General features: G+C 45.1%; 15 protein-coding genes. 12 read left to right on the top strand and 3 right to left on the bottom strand.

All coding sequences use genetic code 11. From position 1 onward, the window contains the following. Position 1: 1 nt before the first annotated feature. On the bottom strand, positions 2–2,341 hold the full coding sequence (locus P5G61_RS09665) for an AraC family transcriptional regulator (RefSeq protein WP_301246254.1): 2,340 nt from the start codon (positions 2,339–2,341) through the stop codon (positions 2–4). 240 nt (positions 2,342–2,581) lie between these two features. On the opposite strand from P5G61_RS09665, the gene P5G61_RS09660 reads away from it, so the two are divergent. The 5 genes from P5G61_RS09660 (at position 2,582) to P5G61_RS09640 (ending at position 8,942) form a co-directional block, all read left to right on the top strand. Continuing rightward, the gene (locus P5G61_RS09660; RefSeq protein ID WP_301246344.1) at positions 2,582–5,143 is read left to right on the top strand and encodes an S-layer homology domain-containing protein; all 2,562 of its coding nucleotides are present in this window, start codon (positions 2,582–2,584) and stop codon (positions 5,141–5,143) included. Positions 5,144–5,356: 213 nt separating this feature from the next. Next, on the top strand, positions 5,357–6,121 hold the full coding sequence (locus tag P5G61_RS09655) for an SDR family oxidoreductase (protein WP_301246253.1): 765 nt from the start codon (positions 5,357–5,359) through the stop codon (positions 6,119–6,121). A gap of 398 nt (positions 6,122–6,519) precedes the next feature. Further along, positions 6,520–7,494, top strand: coding sequence for a hypothetical protein (locus P5G61_RS09650; protein WP_301246252.1), 975 nt, complete (start codon positions 6,520–6,522; stop codon positions 7,492–7,494). A 115-nt stretch (positions 7,495–7,609) separates the two neighbouring features. Then, complete coding sequence (locus P5G61_RS09645) at positions 7,610–8,164, top strand: hypothetical protein (protein ID WP_301246251.1); 555 nt, start codon at positions 7,610–7,612, stop codon at positions 8,162–8,164. Positions 8,165–8,354: 190 nt separating this feature from the next. Further along, entirely contained in the window at positions 8,355–8,942 is a 588-nt protein-coding gene (locus P5G61_RS09640) for a Crp/Fnr family transcriptional regulator (protein WP_301246250.1), read from the top strand. 28 nt (positions 8,943–8,970) lie between these two features. Here the strand turns inward: P5G61_RS09640 and P5G61_RS09635 are convergent, their stop codons facing one another. Next, on the bottom strand, positions 8,971–9,684 hold the full coding sequence (locus P5G61_RS09635; RefSeq protein ID WP_301246249.1) for a DUF4386 domain-containing protein: 714 nt from the start codon (positions 9,682–9,684) through the stop codon (positions 8,971–8,973). A gap of 131 nt (positions 9,685–9,815) precedes the next feature. On the opposite strand from P5G61_RS09635, the gene P5G61_RS09630 reads away from it, so the two are divergent. Further along, positions 9,816–10,781, top strand: coding sequence for an SMI1/KNR4 family protein (locus P5G61_RS09630; protein WP_301246248.1), 966 nt, complete (start codon positions 9,816–9,818; stop codon positions 10,779–10,781). A gap of 144 nt (positions 10,782–10,925) precedes the next feature. On the opposite strand, the gene P5G61_RS09625 is transcribed toward P5G61_RS09630, so the two are convergent. Beyond that, positions 10,926–11,270, bottom strand: a complete 345-nt coding sequence (locus P5G61_RS09625; protein ID WP_301246247.1) for a winged helix-turn-helix transcriptional regulator — start codon at positions 11,268–11,270, stop codon at positions 10,926–10,928. Between the two features lie 142 nt (positions 11,271–11,412). On the opposite strand from P5G61_RS09625, the gene P5G61_RS09620 reads away from it, so the two are divergent. The 6 genes from P5G61_RS09620 to P5G61_RS09595 all read left to right on the top strand — a co-directional run bounded on the left by P5G61_RS09620 (position 11,413) and on the right by P5G61_RS09595 (position 16,744). Continuing rightward, positions 11,413–11,766, top strand: coding sequence for a DoxX family protein (locus tag P5G61_RS09620; RefSeq protein WP_301246246.1), 354 nt, complete (start codon positions 11,413–11,415; stop codon positions 11,764–11,766). A 426-nt stretch (positions 11,767–12,192) separates the two neighbouring features. After that, on the top strand, positions 12,193–13,818 hold the full coding sequence (locus tag P5G61_RS09615; RefSeq protein WP_301246245.1) for a rhamnogalacturonan lyase B N-terminal domain-containing protein: 1,626 nt from the start codon (positions 12,193–12,195) through the stop codon (positions 13,816–13,818). A 70-nt stretch (positions 13,819–13,888) separates the two neighbouring features. After that, the gene (locus P5G61_RS09610; protein WP_301246244.1) at positions 13,889–14,407 is read left to right on the top strand and encodes a hypothetical protein; all 519 of its coding nucleotides are present in this window, start codon (positions 13,889–13,891) and stop codon (positions 14,405–14,407) included. A 259-nt stretch (positions 14,408–14,666) separates the two neighbouring features. After that, positions 14,667–15,482, top strand: a complete 816-nt coding sequence (locus P5G61_RS09605) for an SDR family NAD(P)-dependent oxidoreductase (protein ID WP_301246243.1) — start codon at positions 14,667–14,669, stop codon at positions 15,480–15,482. Positions 15,483–15,523: 41 nt separating this feature from the next. Further along, positions 15,524–16,258, top strand: coding sequence for an SDR family NAD(P)-dependent oxidoreductase (locus P5G61_RS09600; RefSeq protein WP_301246242.1), 735 nt, complete (start codon positions 15,524–15,526; stop codon positions 16,256–16,258). A gap of 66 nt (positions 16,259–16,324) precedes the next feature. After that, positions 16,325–16,744: a MarR family winged helix-turn-helix transcriptional regulator gene (locus P5G61_RS09595; protein WP_079348301.1), complete on the top strand. Its 420-nt coding sequence runs from the start codon at positions 16,325–16,327 to the stop codon at positions 16,742–16,744. Positions 16,745–16,784: the final 40 nt, after the last annotated feature.

Raw genomic sequence — 16,784 nt, 5'->3', positions numbered from 1 at the left:
CTTAAGATCCGGCTTCCGTCAGCCCGGCAGAAGCGATATTGCGCAAGTAATGGCCTGGCGTACAACCGTACATTTCCTTGAACCGTTTAATGAAATAGGCAGTGGTTCCGTAACCGACGGAGCTTGCGATCCGTTCAATGGTCATGTTGTTGTTCTCAATCAGTTTTTTGGCCCGTTCCATGCGTCGGGAGGTGACATAATCGGTATAGGTGACGCCGAGCTCTTCCTTGAAGAGCTTACTCATATATTTGGGGCTGATGAACACCTGTGCAGCTACCATATCCAGTGATAAGTCTTCCGGAAGATGATCCTCGATATATTGCTTCGCCAGTTCAATTGTGGAGACTGCTCGTTCGCTGTTCCGCTTCTCCGTCTCTCTAATGAACACGGTAACAGACTCCACCAGCCAGTCGCGGTACGCGTGGATATTGCGGATACTGATGTATTCATGGTACAGATCAGGATGGCCCAATTGAAGAGGATGCTTATAACGAACGTTTTTCACTACATCCGAGTAAATGAATACCGTATTCGCCAGCATAAAATGGCAATAGTCAGCGGGGTACGCTCCCTCCCGCATCGTGGTAACGATCTGATCGATCGCTGCGGCGCTCTCTTCTGGCTGCCTCGCGTGCAGCTTGTCCCTGAACTTTGCGAGCATGGCCTGTGGTATTTCATCCAGGTTATGCTCCCGCAGGAGCAGGTTATGGTCCTTCAGTATGGCTAGTTCCGGTAAGAAGTAAGCATATTTCATTCGTGTCTGCGCTTCGTTGTAGCTTAGATGCACGTCTGCCAGTTCCTGCACCCAGGAGCCCAGCGATAGCTGGATATCCTGCTGGAATTGCTCCCTTGCTTTGGATAGCAGCAAATTGGAGAATTGGTCCAGCAGCGGGTCAGATGCGATATGGCTGCACAGGATAACCACCAGTTTTTTGTCCGGTAATTCTTCTGCAATGAGCTGGCTGTCAGGCAGGGGCAGGGTTTCCAGCCCATGTATCATTCGGGATACCATGGCTGACAGGCTTTCAGAGCTGAGGCTTGCGGAGGCTTCTCCTGTATTTAGAAGCAGGCAGCAGTACTCTTTGTATTCCTGTGAAATGCCCAGAGAAGCCAGTTCCTCCATCCATTGCTCCCGGGTATATCCACCTCGTAATAAATTCAGCACAGCATTGTGCTTAATAGCCGGGCTGTTCGCCAGAAGTGTCTCTTCGAGATTATTCACTTTATCACTTAATTGCATGAAGGCTCGGTCGATCAGCCGATATTCATTCGTAATATGCTTCGGCTCAGGGTCGGATAAATCCTTAATTCGGCTGACGAGGCGTTTAATCGGGCTATAGTTGGCCTTGGTCAGCAAAGCAGATAGCACAAGTCCGATTAGGATGGCGAAGAGGCAGATACCGAGAATTAGCTTCTGGACCATAATCGATTGCTCATAGTAGAAGCTGGCCGGCATTGCGCTGTAGATGGTCCAGCCGGTAGATGGGAGTGTCTGATAAGACACAACATAGGACGTATCACCAATCGTATCGTCAAAGCTTCCCACAGTGCTTCCGGACTTTAGTGCCTTCGTAATGCTGGACTGGAAGTCTCCCTGCGTTTCGTGAATGTCTATTTTGGCATCGCTGATGGCGCTGCCTGCTGCGTTCACAACAAACGTACTCTTGTATTGGGAGGGCATCATATTCTCTATGATGCTGCTTATGGCACTTTCATTTACGTCAATTGCAACAATGACATCTCCAGTCTCGCCTGTGGACTGAAAGGGATAGCTGTGTGCATACGTGAACAGCGCATTACCGCTGCCGCTTGCAAGGCTGGAGAAAATATCCTGGGGCACCTGTCGTGTAGGCGTCCACAGGCTGTTTTGTTTATTGCTTCGCATGCCGTTAAGCCAATCGGCATAATGTGTCGCACCTTCCCCTTGATCGGCATTATACTTCAGACCGTATAGAGACGATAACATAATGTTCTGCCCTGGATAATAGAGGTGTATCGCCTGAATAAGATCACTATTGCCGGCTACCCTGGACTTGAGCAATTCCTGAAGATCGATGACGTGGTCCAGACCATTCCGATAGGATGGCTCAGCGAACAGGCGAATGTCTGCAGATTTGTCGAGCGATAGATCCAGATAGATCTGCTGTACTCTTTTCAGCACGGTATTTTCAATTGTACGGACTGTATTTTCAAGAATCAGCTGATTCTTGTTCTGCAATTCTTCATTGTAACTGCGCGAAAAATAGATATAGAAGAAAGAGCATACGAGCAGGACAATGACGAGCACGATGGATACATAAGATGCCGCCAGCCCGGCCCACGCAGAGCTCCATTTTTTCATGATGCATACCTCCCGGCGACGATTATACACTACACGATTGACCATCAGTTCATGATTTTTATTAAGAGAATGTTAAATGTCGAAAAAAGGCGATATTGATCCTAAATTGATACAATGGCGAAATTGTTTTATTGCTGGTTGAAGGGGCCTGATGCTACATTGAGACCGATTCGAGACCAACTACAAAACGATGGGAGTCGAAAAGAATTGAAAACGAAAGCCAACAAAAACAAAAAGAGAATGTTAGCCGCTGCTGTGGGTGTAGCACTTATCTCCAATTCATTCGCATCAAGCATTGCGCTTGCAGCGTCGGATGATACCACAATCCCGTTGCCGGCCGAGCCGACCTGGGGGTACTTTGTAGATACGTATAAGAGCAATAGTTCCTCCAACACAACAATAGAAACTAACTCGGCCATCGGCACACTGTCCAAGTTTCTGGACCTATGGACACCGGGTGATTCTTGGAACAATGGTACGAAGCTTAACGAGAAGGTACTGGACTACAACATTCAATATGTAGCCGATATCGCAGCAACACGTACTCAAGCGGAAGAGGATGCTGCCTACTATACGGACCGTACGAACCAATCCTACGGTGCGACCGAGGGTCTGGGTTCGCTGGCTGATGTGTATCGTGAAAAATCAGGCACATACACCACAATTACGAGCATACCGGACGATGCCACGACAACAAAGTATGATGATGGTAATAACACGAACAAAGCCGGAGATTCGAATTCCGATCTGGGCAAAATGGTAGATCTCGTTGGAGCCTTGCGGGGTAACGCCGCATCTTCGAATCCATCAAAAAATTTCTTCAATTATATGCGTCCTTTCCGCTGGCTGAATACGAATGAGGTTGTCGTGCCAACGCTGAGACCGGCAATCAAAGAAGAGAAAGATGCAGCCTCTGACGGCGGCTTCCCGAGCGGGCATACCAATGCGTCCTACCTTGCTGCACTTGCATTAGCTTATGCGACACCTGAACGGTTCCAGGAGTTGGTAACCCGTGCATCGGAGATGGGTAACAACCGGATTGTAGCCGGAATGCACTCTCCGCTGGATGTCATGGGCGGACGTGTACTCGCAACTGCTCTGGCAGCAGGTGCTCTGAATGATCCGGAAAATGCAGACCTGAAACAAGCAGCGTATGATCAGGCGCATAGCGTATTGTTGAAAGAGACTGGCTCAGCAGAAGATCGTTTTACCGACTATGAGAAAAACAAGGCTGATTATACCCAGCGTCTGACCTACGGGTTTGAGCAGATCAGTTCCACAACGGAATCGGTGGCGGTACCTAAGGGAGCAGAAGTGCTGACTGAGACCAGACAGCCTTATCTGACAGATCAACAGCGTCGTGCTGTGCTGGCAACAACGGCAATAGAATCGGGCTACCCTTTGCTTGATGACCCGGAAGGTTGGGGACGTCTTAATCTGTTTGCGGCAGCAGACGGATACGGTGCATTCAATAGCGATGTAACGGTAACGATGGATGCCAGCAAGGGTGGTTTCAACGCCATGGACGTTTGGCGGAACAACATCTCCGGTACGGGCAAGCTGACGAAAGAAGGCAGTGGTACCTTGAAGCTGCGGGGAACTAATACCTACTCCGGCGGTACCCAGGTTAATGCAGGTACATTGGAAGGTGATACCGCTACTGCATTCGGGAGTGGCGATGTGGTCAACAGCGGTGGTACGGTTACGGAGAGCGTAACTGGAAAATGGAACATCGAAGGCAACTTCACGCAGGCCGCTGACGGTATGCTAGAGCTGAACGTAGCTTCCGCAAATGACGTACTCGATGTTAAAGGTACGGTAAACACCTCTGGAACATTGCACGTGAACTTTGCCAACAGCTATGTGCCGGGTCCAGGTGTTGTGACGCTTGTAAACTATGGCGCTAATCAGCAAAGTGGAAAATTTGCCTCCGTTCAGGTAGAGGGTCTGCCAAGCAAATATAGCACTCAAGTTGTGTATCTAAGCAACCAGATTGCATTGTCTATTACCGATACAACAAATCCAGGTACAACGACACCTGGTACAGGTGGCGGTTCAACTACGACACCAACTAACCCAACAACAGATCCTGATACAGATTCAGGAACGGTTACAACGCCTCCTACAACGGAACCAACGGCACCTCCTGCAACACAAGTCAATCCGTTCAAATCCGGTGTAGTTAGCCAGGAAACAGTTCTGAAGACACTTAACGAAGCCATTGCTGCAACGAAAAATGAAACTAAAACCTTCAGTGATATCTCAGGTCACTGGGCCGACAGAAACATCAGTGCTGCCATGAAGCTGCGCATGATTAACGGTTATGCCAATGGCAAGTTCCAGCCTAATGCATCCGTTACCAGAGGGGAATTTACCGCTATGATCGCTCGGGCATTCGGTCTCGGCGAAAGCTCGGCTTCGGCCAGCTTCAAGGATACCAGCTCGAACTGGGCTGCGGGTTACATCGGTGCTCTGGCTGATAAGGGAGTAATCGGTGGTTATCCGGACAGCAGCTTCAAGCCAAATGCAACAATTTCCCGCGCCGAGATGGTGGCAATCATTGCTCGCATGCTCAATCTGAATGCACTGGCGACCAGCACACCAGCCAGCTTCAACGATGTGGATAGCAGCAATTGGGCTGCAGATGTGATTGCACAAGCTTCATCTGCGAACCTTGTTCAAGGATTATCATCCTCCGTGTTCTCGCCGAACGGCAAAGCAACAAGAGCTGAAGCTGTGACGTTGATCATTCGCGCACTGGAGAGCGACAGCTCAATCAAAGAGCTGATCGAAGGCTTGTAAAAGCATATATATGCTATTCGCTGGAGCCGAAAGCTCAGCCCCATTGAATAGCGCATCCATATAACTTCAAAGGGCGAGCTGGTTCCGGTAATACGGACCAGCTCGCTCTTTTTGATATTATTCTCAGGGCCAGACGAAGAATTAAAGAGCAACATCTCAAAAAAGGCACCGTGATATAACTATTCTTGTAATTAGAATAGAGGAGATGAGCACATGGACGTATTAAAAGGTAAAATCGCTTTAGTCACGGGGGCAAGCCGGGGAATCGGCAGAAGCATCGCGCTGCGATTGGCTCAGGAGGGCGCATATGTTGTAGTTCACTATGGAAACAGACAAGATGAGGCGGAAGCAGTCGTTCGCCAGATTGAGCAACATGGAGGCAATGCCTGCGCTGTGGGTGCTGACCTGAGAACGATGGACGGCGTTCATCACTTATTTGCTGCGCTGGATGAGGTTATTCAGAATCAGACGGAGGCCAGTGGATTCGATATTCTGGTGAATAATGCGGGGATCGGGCAGATTGTAGGGATTGAAGAGACGACAGAAGCTTCTTACGAAGAGGTCATGAATCTTAATGTAAAAGCACCACTTTTTGTGACACAGCAGGCTCTGGCGCTAATGAATGACGGGGGGCGAATTATTAATATTTCGTCCTTTGTAACCAGGGTAGCTTCTCCAGGAGTATTCACGTACAGCATGTCCAAAGGAGCGATTGATACGTTTACGCTGCTTCTCGCGAAGCAGCTAGGGAGCCGCAATATAACCGTCAACGCCATCCAGCCGGGAATTATTAATACCGAGATGAATGCTGGGACGCTGCAGAATACGGAGGGGCAAAAATATGCGGCTGGCCTTTCCGCCTTTGGCCGATGGGGGGAGCCGGAGGATATTGCAGATATTGCTGCCTTTCTGGCTTCACCGGATAGCCGTTGGGTAACGGGACAATTACTTGATGCAAGCGGCGGATCGCATCTATAACCGCATGGCGGATGAGCCTTCTTAAATGGCTTGATGAGCTCAGGTAATATGAACGTAGTTGGATGAATAATAGGGGCGCATACCTTTCGGGTGGGCGCTCTTATTTCTTTTTTAGCTGTGTTGAAAGGTGTAAAGAAGTTAAGCAGAAAACCGTAATTATGATAAGATTCATCGGCTTCTTAACGTTAGAAAACCTTTGGATATAAAGATTTCAGTCAAAAAATCATTTCAATAAGTTACAAAAATTACTATTAAATGAATATATATGGATGTATAATGTTTTTTGTAGTCATAAATAACATTTAATGTATTTTAAGTGTGGGGGGCGATTAGCTTATTGGACTGAGGGTTTAAAAGTGTATGAGTACCGAAAAATAAAAAAGAGGGAGCTAGTGAATATGAAAAAAATACTTAGTTTATTATTGGTAACTGTATTGTTATTTTCGTTTAATACAAGTGTATTTGCAAATGACAATATAAATGATGGTTTGGAGCAAGAAAAAACTAACAAGATTTTTGAATATAATATTACTCCTAATGATCAAGAATGGAAAAAATTATCAAATAAGCAGGAAATGTTAGATGCAACTCGGATTCCAAATGATGTATTGAAAAAGATGACTACTGAAGAGGTTGTTAATGCAGTACTTGATTATCCTTTGGTGATAAATATCTATGCATACGATACTTATGAGGCTGGACTCAAGGCATTAGCTCAAGACTCAGATGCATTTGGAGAATTACTTAACCGTCCTGATGGTGGAAACGAACTATTAAAAAAATTACAAGTTAACAAGACCTTGAGTAGTGAATCCTCATTAGAGGATTTAACATTAAGCGTTTTATTAACTGAAACTGCGATTTGGAACTCTGTATCAGATAAAAAACTGGCAAAAGATTTGGTCCTTACTGCAACCAACAGCACTGTAAGAACACCGAAAGGTACAAGCGTGCCAGTGATAATCCGAGGTGAAGAGCTAACTTTTACTCAAAAAACACAACTAAATAATTCTTACATTAATTCTTATCCAAGTGCTACACTCGTATCTACTTCAACAAGTAATTACAATTGTCATTCATACGCGTGGTATTCCGATTCAACAAGTAATACTTACTGGATGAACGATCCAAGTCCATATATGACTGATGGAAGTTATTCAAGTTTTACCAATTTAATTAATGCAGTAATCGGGACACGCGTATACTATGATTATGGTGAACATTCTGGAATTGTTTATGAAGCTGGCGGTCCATTAGCAAGTGTAAAATACTTAAAAGTGATCTCGAAATGGGGAATGGCACCTCTTATGAAACACCGAGCCGATTACTCACCTTATGCTTCAGAAAATTTAACTATCTGGAAGAAAAACTGAACTAATTTCTGAGATTTATATAAGATTTTTGCTATAATATAATATATGTCCCTATCTCAGTAAAGATAGGGACAATTTTCATTAAATTGAAAAAGAAAGTTAAGGAGAGTGGAAAGTGAATAAATTAATGTTTTTTGTATTGTGTCTGACGATGTGCACTGTAGTTACTGCTTGTGGAGGTGGTGAAAAAATTACGAACAACTCTGTTGCTAAATTAAGTGAGATTGAAATTAAGGCCAATGATAAGGAGATTACTCCAACTGTTATTTTAATATCTGGGAATAAACAAGACTATTGGAATATGGATTCCTTTCAATCCATTCTGAAAAATTCCGATTCTGTTGTACCCTATGTAAAGATAGGAGAGACTATTTCAATTAAATTTGATAATCAAAAATCTGCGCCTGATTCATACGAATTGGTTGATTATGTTCTTACTGAGAAAGGGGAAATTAAATATAAGCAGCCAGATTTAACGAAGCTAACGATGGAATTCAATTCTGGAACAGGATCTTTTATTCTTCCAGTGAATGAGTTAACGTATGCGAGTTCTAATAGTGAGGATTATGAACCAGGTGCTGTCCTAAGAGGTTTTCGACTGCTTTCTAAGTGGAAAAATACTACTCAAGAGATGTCTTTTATTATTAAAACAGATGCCATTCCAAAATAGAGATGAGTCGATTCATTAAATGCCCGTCAATTAACTAAAGACGGGTATTTTTGTTTAGTCAAAAAAGCGGGTCTATAATTAAGAACTGTAGATTGTTAAAAAAGGGATACATATAGTGTATATAAAAAATTAAGTTGGTTGAAACGGAATACTACAAACCGTTGAACCGTGCCTGATGAAAGGGGTAAAAATGAAAAACATACTGTTCAAATACATGGGTCAATTCACATCTCTTAACGAGCAGGAACAGCGGGCTATTGTTGAAAATATCCTCGTGAAGGATTATAAAAAAGGAACCGTACTCTTTAGACAAGGGGAGGTTCCCGCCAAATGCTACTTTGTGCTAAAGGGATGCGTACGCCAATACGCGATAGATGAAACGGGAAAAGAAGTCACCTCCAATTTCTATACCGAGGAACAAGCGGTCTCTATTTTCAATCGTCATCAGCACAATAAGCCATCGGCTTATACTTTAACCTGCCTGGAGGACTGTGTATTGGTTGTTGGTGACTTTCAAGTGGAGGACGACATGATTCTCCAATATCCCCCACTGGAAACGATGATACGCAAAATGGTAGAGGAGAACTTGGGTCAGGTTCAGGATGAATGGACATCATTTATCGGGTCTTCACCGGAAGAGCGATATCAATCGTTATTGCGAAAACGACCCCATCTCGTCGATCGTGTACCCCAACATCAATTAGCCAGTTATCTGGGAATAACCCCAGAGTCATTAAGCAGAATCAAGAAGCGTGTTCATAGCCGTGATGATGGGTAAAGAAGTGTTTCATGAATAAACAAGGGCATCATGATCTGTGGGATGGCTTTCCTCCTTTAATGAGCATCCAAATGCCTAAGCCCAGTTCGCCTGCGACCATGGGTATAGCAAATACCACTTGAAGCACTGTAATCAGCGCATCATATTGAGAAAGAAACGTTTTGCTTAGGTGAATGATAATATAGCCTATACCAGCGAGTAGTACCAAGATGCTGATCGCTTTGGGAATGCAGTTTGATTTTAAAGCCACATAGCCCACGATCAGCAGGTGTGAACCAAATACGACCAAGCCCACCGACCAGAATTGTTCGAATGCTTCCAGACAGAGAATCATTAACGCTTGCGTCTGTTCCATTGGAAGTGAGGGTTTCGAATGTCCTGAGAGCAGCATTACCATGAGCAAGTTCAGGATGGCGATGCCCAGCAGCGATGAGTAGATAAGACGCAGGCAAGCTCCAAGCAGTGAGAGGTTTTTATGAACAGGCTTCAGGAAAATATACAGCGCCCACGAGACAACAACGTCGCTAATCAGAATGATGATCCATCCCAAAATCTCGGCCTTGAACAAGCCATATGATGCTGTGATATAGTTGAATGTAGTGCTGGCATCGCCGGGTACGACAAGTTTGCCATGGATATAACTATAGGAAAAAAATGCAGCTAGGGCCATGATGATCAGCGTTATTCCTACAGTTACAGCAGCTTTCCGTTCGTAAGAATGTTCTTGTATGGATGTAGACATAGTAAGATAGCCTCCTGTGTAATATGGTTGATCTTTATTTTAATCAGGAGTTGCATGATCGGCATTGATTTAAATCAAGGCAAGCAAAATGCTATAATTTCTACAACGAATAAGAGAGGGAGGCAAGATCAATGAACGATGAACTCTTGGAACGGCTAGAGGCCTGGCATGAACAGGATGAATACGAAGAGATTGTGGATGCGATTACACAGGTTCCGGAGGAGGAGCGGGACTATATTCTGGTCAACCATCTGGGCAGAGCGCTGAATAATATGGAGCGTTACCAGGAGGCAGTGGAGCAATTCCTGTCGGTTGAAGAAGAGGGGCAAAATGACCCGCTTTGGCATTACCGTATTGGTCTGGCGTATTATTATTTGGAGCAATATGAGAATGCGCGTGAAGCTTTTGAAGCAGCGGACCGATTGGAGCCGGGAGATGAGGATACACAGGAGTTCCTGGAATGGATTCGGAATAAAACAACTGAGGAGCCAGCAAAGGAATCGGAAGAGGAGCCTGTGGAAACACTGCACTCTGTGACTGAAATCAACATCGAAGCTGCACCTGGTATCCATCCTGATTCGACGAGCTTTTGGAATGACAGTCCCGCAAACGTCGATCAATATGTGTTGTCCCCGCCTACCGATGAGCAGATTGAAGCCGTGGAGGAGCAGCTGGTATTCAAGCTGCCAACATTCTATATAAACATGATGAAACTACATAATGGTGGTGTTCCCCATTATCGTTATTTTCCGGTTAGCCAGGCCGGGAATGATGGGAAGATCTACATTGAAATTTCAAATATCCTGGGTGTTGGACGTGAGAAGGCACATTCATTGGGTGGAGAAGCGGGCAGCCGGGTGATGATCGAGCAGGGTGGTTACCCGGAAATCGGTGTCGTCCTGAGTGAGTGCCCGTCTGAGTCTGAGGTGGTGATGCTGGATTATCGTGAATCCGGTAATGCTGGCGAACCTGAGGTTGTTCATGTAAATAAAGCAGAAGGCTACAAGATCACTTGGCTCGCGCCAAATGTTGAAACCTTTATTCGTGGTCTGGTGAATGAAGAAAAACAACCTGCAAACCTTGAGGGGTCACTTTAAAGAGGGTTGTAGCTTCCTGTTATATACAATATTGAAGAAGCTGCATCCCGTAACAAAGGGTGCAGCTTTTTTAGTTGAGTACTTCCCATGTCATTTGGTAAAAGATGCACGTAATGTTGATGGTGAGATCATCGTATATTCTGTTTAGCTGCGTTCAGGCAGCTCCCGCGTTGGTTCTTCCCCATAAAGCTCGTTCAAATGAGCGATGTGGCCGACGCCCCAATCATTCATGGCCTGTAATAAAGGCGTCATTCGTTGACCATATTCCGTGATGGAGTACTCGACTTTGGGCGGAATCTGCTGATAGATTTCGCGATATTCCAATTCCCTTAATTGTTGGGTGAGCATTTTCTTGGTGATTTCAGGGATTGCCCTTTGGAGTTCACTAAATCTCATGGTGCCATTGGCGAAAAGCCGAAGTAAAATCACCGGTTTCCATTTTCCAACAAGGATATCCAACGCCGTTTCAAACTTGCAATACGTACTCATAGGAAGTCCTCCAATCCTTTATTTATCTAAGGTTTCTTTTTGTATACTATGTTTAGTTTAAGTGCCTACTTCTAAATAGTTACCCCATAAAATATTATATGCCTAGGTGTTGATCATATACAAGAAGAGGGGCTTGCCGGTTATGAATATGGCGTTATGGATTGTTCAAGGCATATTGGGGGTAGGATTTATTTTCTCGGGATGGATGAAGGCGTTCCAGTATGAAAAGGCAAAAAAATCGTGGCCGTGGGCAAACGAAGTTCCGAGAGGGTTGGTGTTTTTTATCGGAATTGTGGAACTGGTTGGGGTCATTGGACTTATTGTACCTCAAGCAACGGATATCGCCCCTGTATTGACGCCACTGGCAGCGATTGGTCTCGCGATGGTTGTGCTGTTAGGAGCTATATTCCACATTGCCCGTAAGGAGTATAAGCAAATTGGCGTGAATATCGTCTTTCTTGCATTGGCTGTGATCGTAGCGATAGTCCGTTTTTAAGTTACAAGTCAAAAGAAAGAAATTTATGAGAAGGAAAGTAGAAGCGATTGATTTCCGGTAGGGTTACGGAGATCGGTCGCTATTTTTCATCTGAATATGCTACAAAAAATATAGAGAGATTAGGGTAGGTGGAGAGCTATTTTCATTGCAACATAATGTAATATAATGGTATTATTTTAATGATATTACCAGTTGGATTACAGAGTATTACGTTACGGAGGTGATGGTATAAGAGGACGACAATATGGAATGAATGGACACACACAGATATGCTACACACAAGAGTACCGAGATGAGACATAAGCTCGTTTGTCATACATTAAAATGTAAGCGCTTTACTAACGATTGTTTATAGAATTCAATATTAGAATCTGATTTTGGCCCATTACGAAAACGTTAAAAACTATTCCAGGGAGGGATTAGCTCATGAACAGACGATTGGTGAAGAAGGGATTTAGTTCGTTTCTGATACTGGTGATGATGGCAGCAGCGGTATTATATCCAACATCCACCGGACACGCAGCCACCATCAATGTTACGGATAACGGGTCGAGGATTGAAGTGAACACGGGAGCAGGGCTGGTATACACGGTGAATAAAACCAATGGTGATATTATATCTGCCAAAATGAACGGAACGGAGCTGAATGGTTCAAGCAAGGGGTCCCATATCGGCTCTGGTCTGGGCTCTGCCAATGTCACCTGGAACACATCTCCTTCAGGATCAACGGTATTGATCACCGTCTCAACCAGCACACTTACCCACTATTACGCATCACGGGGCGGTGAGAACATTATCTATATGGCGACGTATGTCACAGCAGAACCGTCTGTGGGCGAACTGCGCTATATTTTCCGGGGGAATGGCAGCGTATTGACGGGGGTTCCAGCTAATTCAAACAATCGGAATAACACCGGTGCAATCGAGAGCCAGGATGTTTTTGGTTACGCCAACGGGCAGACCACTTCAAAATATTACGGCAATGACCAGGCCAAGGATCTGACCATTCGAGGTGTTACGGGCAGCGGTGTGGGTGCGTTTATGGCTTATGGAGACCGAGAGAAAAGCTCGGGAGGTCCGTTTTTCCGTGACATCCAGTTCCAGAGCGGCGGAGATACGGAGGTTTACAATTACATGAATTCAGGACATGCTCAGACCGAAAATTGGCGTATGGGCCTGCATGGACCGTATGCCTTGATTTTTACCACCGGTGCAACTCCAATTGTTCCTGATTTTAGCTGGATGTCCGGTCTGAACCTGACTGGCTGGGTAGCCAGCCGAGGTAATGTCGTGCTTAACGGGCTCTCTGGTATGGACATGGGCTATGTGTATACGGTCGGTTTTGCCAACAGCAACGCCCAATATTGGGTGAATGCCTCATCGAGCGGAGCGGCTGCCAAATACAGCATGATCCCCGGTACATACACCATGACGGTGTATAAGGGGGAACTGGCCGTGTATACCGAAAGTGTGAACGTGACCGGAGGATCAACGACAACGCTGAATACGCGTACAATCAACAATGACCCAAGTAAAGCATCAAGTATCTGGCGCATTGGGAACTGGGATGGTACACCATCGGAGTTCCTGAACGGCCAGACGATTCCGATCCGTCATCCTTCCGATAGCCGTAATCCAAGCTGGGGCCCTGTCAGTTATGCGACCGGAAGTGCAACCAACAAGTTCCCGGCGATTCAGTTCAGGGGGCAAAATTCACCTACAACCGTTACCTTTAGCCTGAACTCTTCCCAAGCGGCATCTTCGCATGTCCTTAACATTGGTATTACGGCAGCGTACAACAATGGCAGACCTAGCTTAACGATAAATGGTCAAGCGCTAACGAATCCTGCCGCCTCTTCACAACCGAACTCTCGCAGCTTTACGATTGGCACCTATCGGGGCAACAATACAACCTTTTCCTGGAATATCCCGGCTTCCTATTTCGTTAATGGGTCCAACACGGTGACCATTACGCCAATCAGCGGCTCCAGCGATTTAGGTAATTGGTTAAGTGCAGGGTGGGTATATGACTGTGTTGAATTGTTGAATTAATTTTAATAGGAGTGCTGAGGGAGGTTTATCTGCGTACGATTCATATATTTCAAATAAAGCCGGTGATTATATGTCTGGCATCAAACATTGCTCAGGAATATTGCACGTAGTGAATATTCTGGCTCTGGTTCTTTTCTTGACGGCATGTACTTCTTACACCAAAGTCTCTTCAGAAGAAGTCAAATCTTTTCGGCAGGATATTGAGCAAAATTTTCCTGCTATTCACAAGACCGAGATTCGTTATTCCACACCTCGGGTTGAAGTCGCTTATACGGTCAAGACAGAACCGGATGAAGAAGAGATTCATCGACTTTTCACTCAAACCGCAGCATTTATGACTAGCTCTTCTTTTCAAAGTGAAATTATTGATGCACAGTACCGTAAGAAATATCCAAGCTGGGGAGATCCAGAGCTTGCCGTGACTATAACCTTGCGCGGAAAGGATATATCTGTTTACCAGTTTACTTGTAAGCCAGAGAAATCCGAATCCGATTCTGGTAAAGCGACATATGCTCAGTGGTACGTTCAGACACGGGATGACACTATGGGCAAGCCTTATCCCGACTCTGGGATGGAGAATGAAAAGTGAAATTATCAAAATTTCTCAGGAAACATGGAACAAATACTGATTAAGAGAATTGATTCTATACAGTCCTCAAATCCATGAGGGCTGTATTTTTTTAAAACACTTCGTTTACTTCGCCATAGACATCCAAAATAAGGATATAGGGCCGGATGCGTTGCAGAAAGACCATTCCTCTGCTATTATTTAGACATCTAATATTTAGTCATCTAAATAATAGACAAGTTATATATTTTCGGTTTCTTTACGAAAGGAGCTTGAGATGATGTTAAGAATGAAAGACAAAGTAGCCCTCGTTACTGGAGGCGCTTCTGGAATAGGATTGTCCGCAGCCCAATTGATGGCGAAAGAAGGAGCAAAAGTCGTTATTGCTGATTTCAATGTTGATGGGGCAAAGGAAGCAGCAACGAATATTCAGGCTCAAGGTGGAGAGGCAGTGGCCGTTTTTCTTGATGCCGGAGATGAAGCTTCGATTAAGGAAGCTGTGGAATTTGCGGTTCAACAATATGGTAAACTCACATGCCTGTTCAACAACGTTGGCCTGACCAATCTGAAGAAGGATTTGGACGTGGTCAACGTAGATCTGGATGAGTGGGATCGTCTGATGAACGTCAATTTAAAAAGTGTGTTACTCGGTTGCAGATTCGCTATCCCTCATATGATTCAAGCGGGCGAAGGCTCCATCATTAATACAGCTTCGATGGCTGGTTTTACGGGAGATGCAGTTCGGGTTGCCTATGGTGCTTCAAAGGCAGGCGTTGTGAATCTGACAAGGTATATTGCCACTCAATATGGCAAACATAACATTCGTTGCAATGCTGTCGCACCTGGCTTGATCTTGACCCCGGCAGCCCAGAATAATATGCCTCCAGAGGTATTGGATATGTTCGCAAAATATAACGCGCTGCCCTATCACGGGGAGCCCGATGATATTGGATACACCGTCATGTTCCTCGCTTCGGATGAGTCCAAATTCATTACAGGACAGACCATTCAGGTTGAAGGCGGCCATTATATTGCCAATCCAACCGTTCCGGATTTTGAGCAGTTTATGAATATGCATAATACGCTTAACAGCTAAAGTGAATTCGTCCAAATAAAATATAGTTAGGAGTGTTTCATATGGGAAGATTAGATAACAAAGTAGCCATCATCACTGGCGGGGCATCGGGCATTGGAGAGGGCATGGTTGATCTTTTTGCCAAGGAAGGCGCCATCGTTATTGCCGCAGACATTAATGAGGAAGCACTGGAGAAAGCAGGCCAAAAAGCAAATGTGTACGGAATGAAGTTGAACGTCTCATCAGATGAAGATTGGCAGGCACTGGCGAAAGAAGTCAACGACCGTTTTGGTAAAATCGACATTCTGGTCAACAATGCGGGCATTTCTTCAGAGAAGCCGTTTGAGGAAATCGATGCACAGGATTGGCAAAAAATGCTCTCCATCAATGGTTTTGGTCCATTTGCTGGCATGAAACATGTCGCTCCTTATATGGCAGCACAGAAGAAAGGTTCTATCGTCAATATTTCTTCCTACACCGCTTTGATTGGACAAGGCTTTAACCACTACTCGGCATCCAAAGGTGCGGTACGCGCATTATCCAAAGCGGCGGCAATAACCTTTGGTCGTCAAGGTGTTCGGGTGAATGCTTTGTTCCCTGGGATCATCGAAACACCAATGACTCAATCCTTGAACACGTCGAAGGAACTGCTTGAACGATTAATTCAGGCAACGCCTTTACAACGTCTGGGTCAGGCTGTCGATATTGCCAACGCCGCATTGTTCCTGGCTTCGGATGATTCCTCGTACATTACAGGATCTGAGCTGGTTATCGATGGTGGATACTCAGCCCAATAGCGTGTAGAATGATGACAGCCCTTAAGTTGAATGAGGGCTGTTGTTTATTTTTACGAGGAGGATCGCATGGAAGAGAAAAATATTTTTGAACTCATACACAATATGGATAATTTCACCAATAAATTGATTATACAGTGGAACAAATCGTTCAATGAAGACCTCGGCGTTTCTCATGTGCTTGTACTCAGTCATCTTAATCAAAATGGAAAAAGCCGACCTTCGGATATTGCAAAACTGTTGGGCCTGACCCCGCCTACGCTCAGCTATTTAGCCGATAAGCTGGTAGCCAAGAATTTAGCCGTCAGGATCGTAGATGAAGCGGACCGCCGTATTATCTATTTGAATATTACCGATAAAGGGACCGAGGTCCTTGAAAGAGCCATCCTGGAGGGACAGAAGCTGCGCAAGGAGTTATTCGAGAAATTGACCAAAGAGGATCGGGCACAATTGGTAAATATTTTTGAGAAGATGAATCGGGAAGATTGAAAAATAGCCTGAGCCTTTGACATAAAGGAACCAGGCTATT

It is taken from the genome of Paenibacillus vandeheii, assembly GCF_030433635.1.
Lineage (GTDB): Bacteria > Bacillota > Bacilli > Paenibacillales > Paenibacillaceae > Paenibacillus > Paenibacillus vandeheii.
The sequence above is the reverse complement of the archived record's forward strand: the minus strand, read 5'-3'. Positions and strand labels throughout refer to the sequence as shown.

Excerpts from the sequence above, each read along its gene's own strand:
- P5G61_RS09665 (WP_301246254.1), bottom strand. The coding sequence starts at position 2,341 with ATGAAAAAATGGAGCTCTGCGTGGGCCGGGCTGGCGGCATCTTATGTA.
- P5G61_RS09660 (WP_301246344.1), top strand. The coding sequence starts at position 2,582 with ATGTTAGCCGCTGCTGTGGGTGTAGCACTTATCTCCAATTCATTCGCA.
- P5G61_RS09655 (WP_301246253.1), top strand. The coding sequence starts at position 5,357 with ATGGACGTATTAAAAGGTAAAATCGCTTTAGTCACGGGGGCAAGCCGG.
- P5G61_RS09650 (WP_301246252.1), top strand. The coding sequence starts at position 6,520 with ATGAAAAAAATACTTAGTTTATTATTGGTAACTGTATTGTTATTTTCG.
- P5G61_RS09640 (WP_301246250.1), top strand. The coding sequence starts at position 8,355 with ATGAAAAACATACTGTTCAAATACATGGGTCAATTCACATCTCTTAAC.
- P5G61_RS09635 (WP_301246249.1), bottom strand. The coding sequence starts at position 9,684 with ATGTCTACATCCATACAAGAACATTCTTACGAACGGAAAGCTGCTGTA.
- P5G61_RS09630 (WP_301246248.1), top strand. The coding sequence starts at position 9,816 with ATGAACGATGAACTCTTGGAACGGCTAGAGGCCTGGCATGAACAGGAT.
- P5G61_RS09625 (WP_301246247.1), bottom strand. The coding sequence starts at position 11,270 with ATGAGTACGTATTGCAAGTTTGAAACGGCGTTGGATATCCTTGTTGGA.
- P5G61_RS09620 (WP_301246246.1), top strand. The coding sequence starts at position 11,413 with ATGAATATGGCGTTATGGATTGTTCAAGGCATATTGGGGGTAGGATTT.
- P5G61_RS09615 (WP_301246245.1), top strand. The coding sequence starts at position 12,193 with ATGAACAGACGATTGGTGAAGAAGGGATTTAGTTCGTTTCTGATACTG.
- P5G61_RS09610 (WP_301246244.1), top strand. The coding sequence starts at position 13,889 with ATGTCTGGCATCAAACATTGCTCAGGAATATTGCACGTAGTGAATATT.
- P5G61_RS09605 (WP_301246243.1), top strand. The coding sequence starts at position 14,667 with ATGTTAAGAATGAAAGACAAAGTAGCCCTCGTTACTGGAGGCGCTTCT.
- P5G61_RS09600 (WP_301246242.1), top strand. The coding sequence starts at position 15,524 with ATGGGAAGATTAGATAACAAAGTAGCCATCATCACTGGCGGGGCATCG.
- P5G61_RS09595 (WP_079348301.1), top strand. The coding sequence starts at position 16,325 with ATGGAAGAGAAAAATATTTTTGAACTCATACACAATATGGATAATTTC.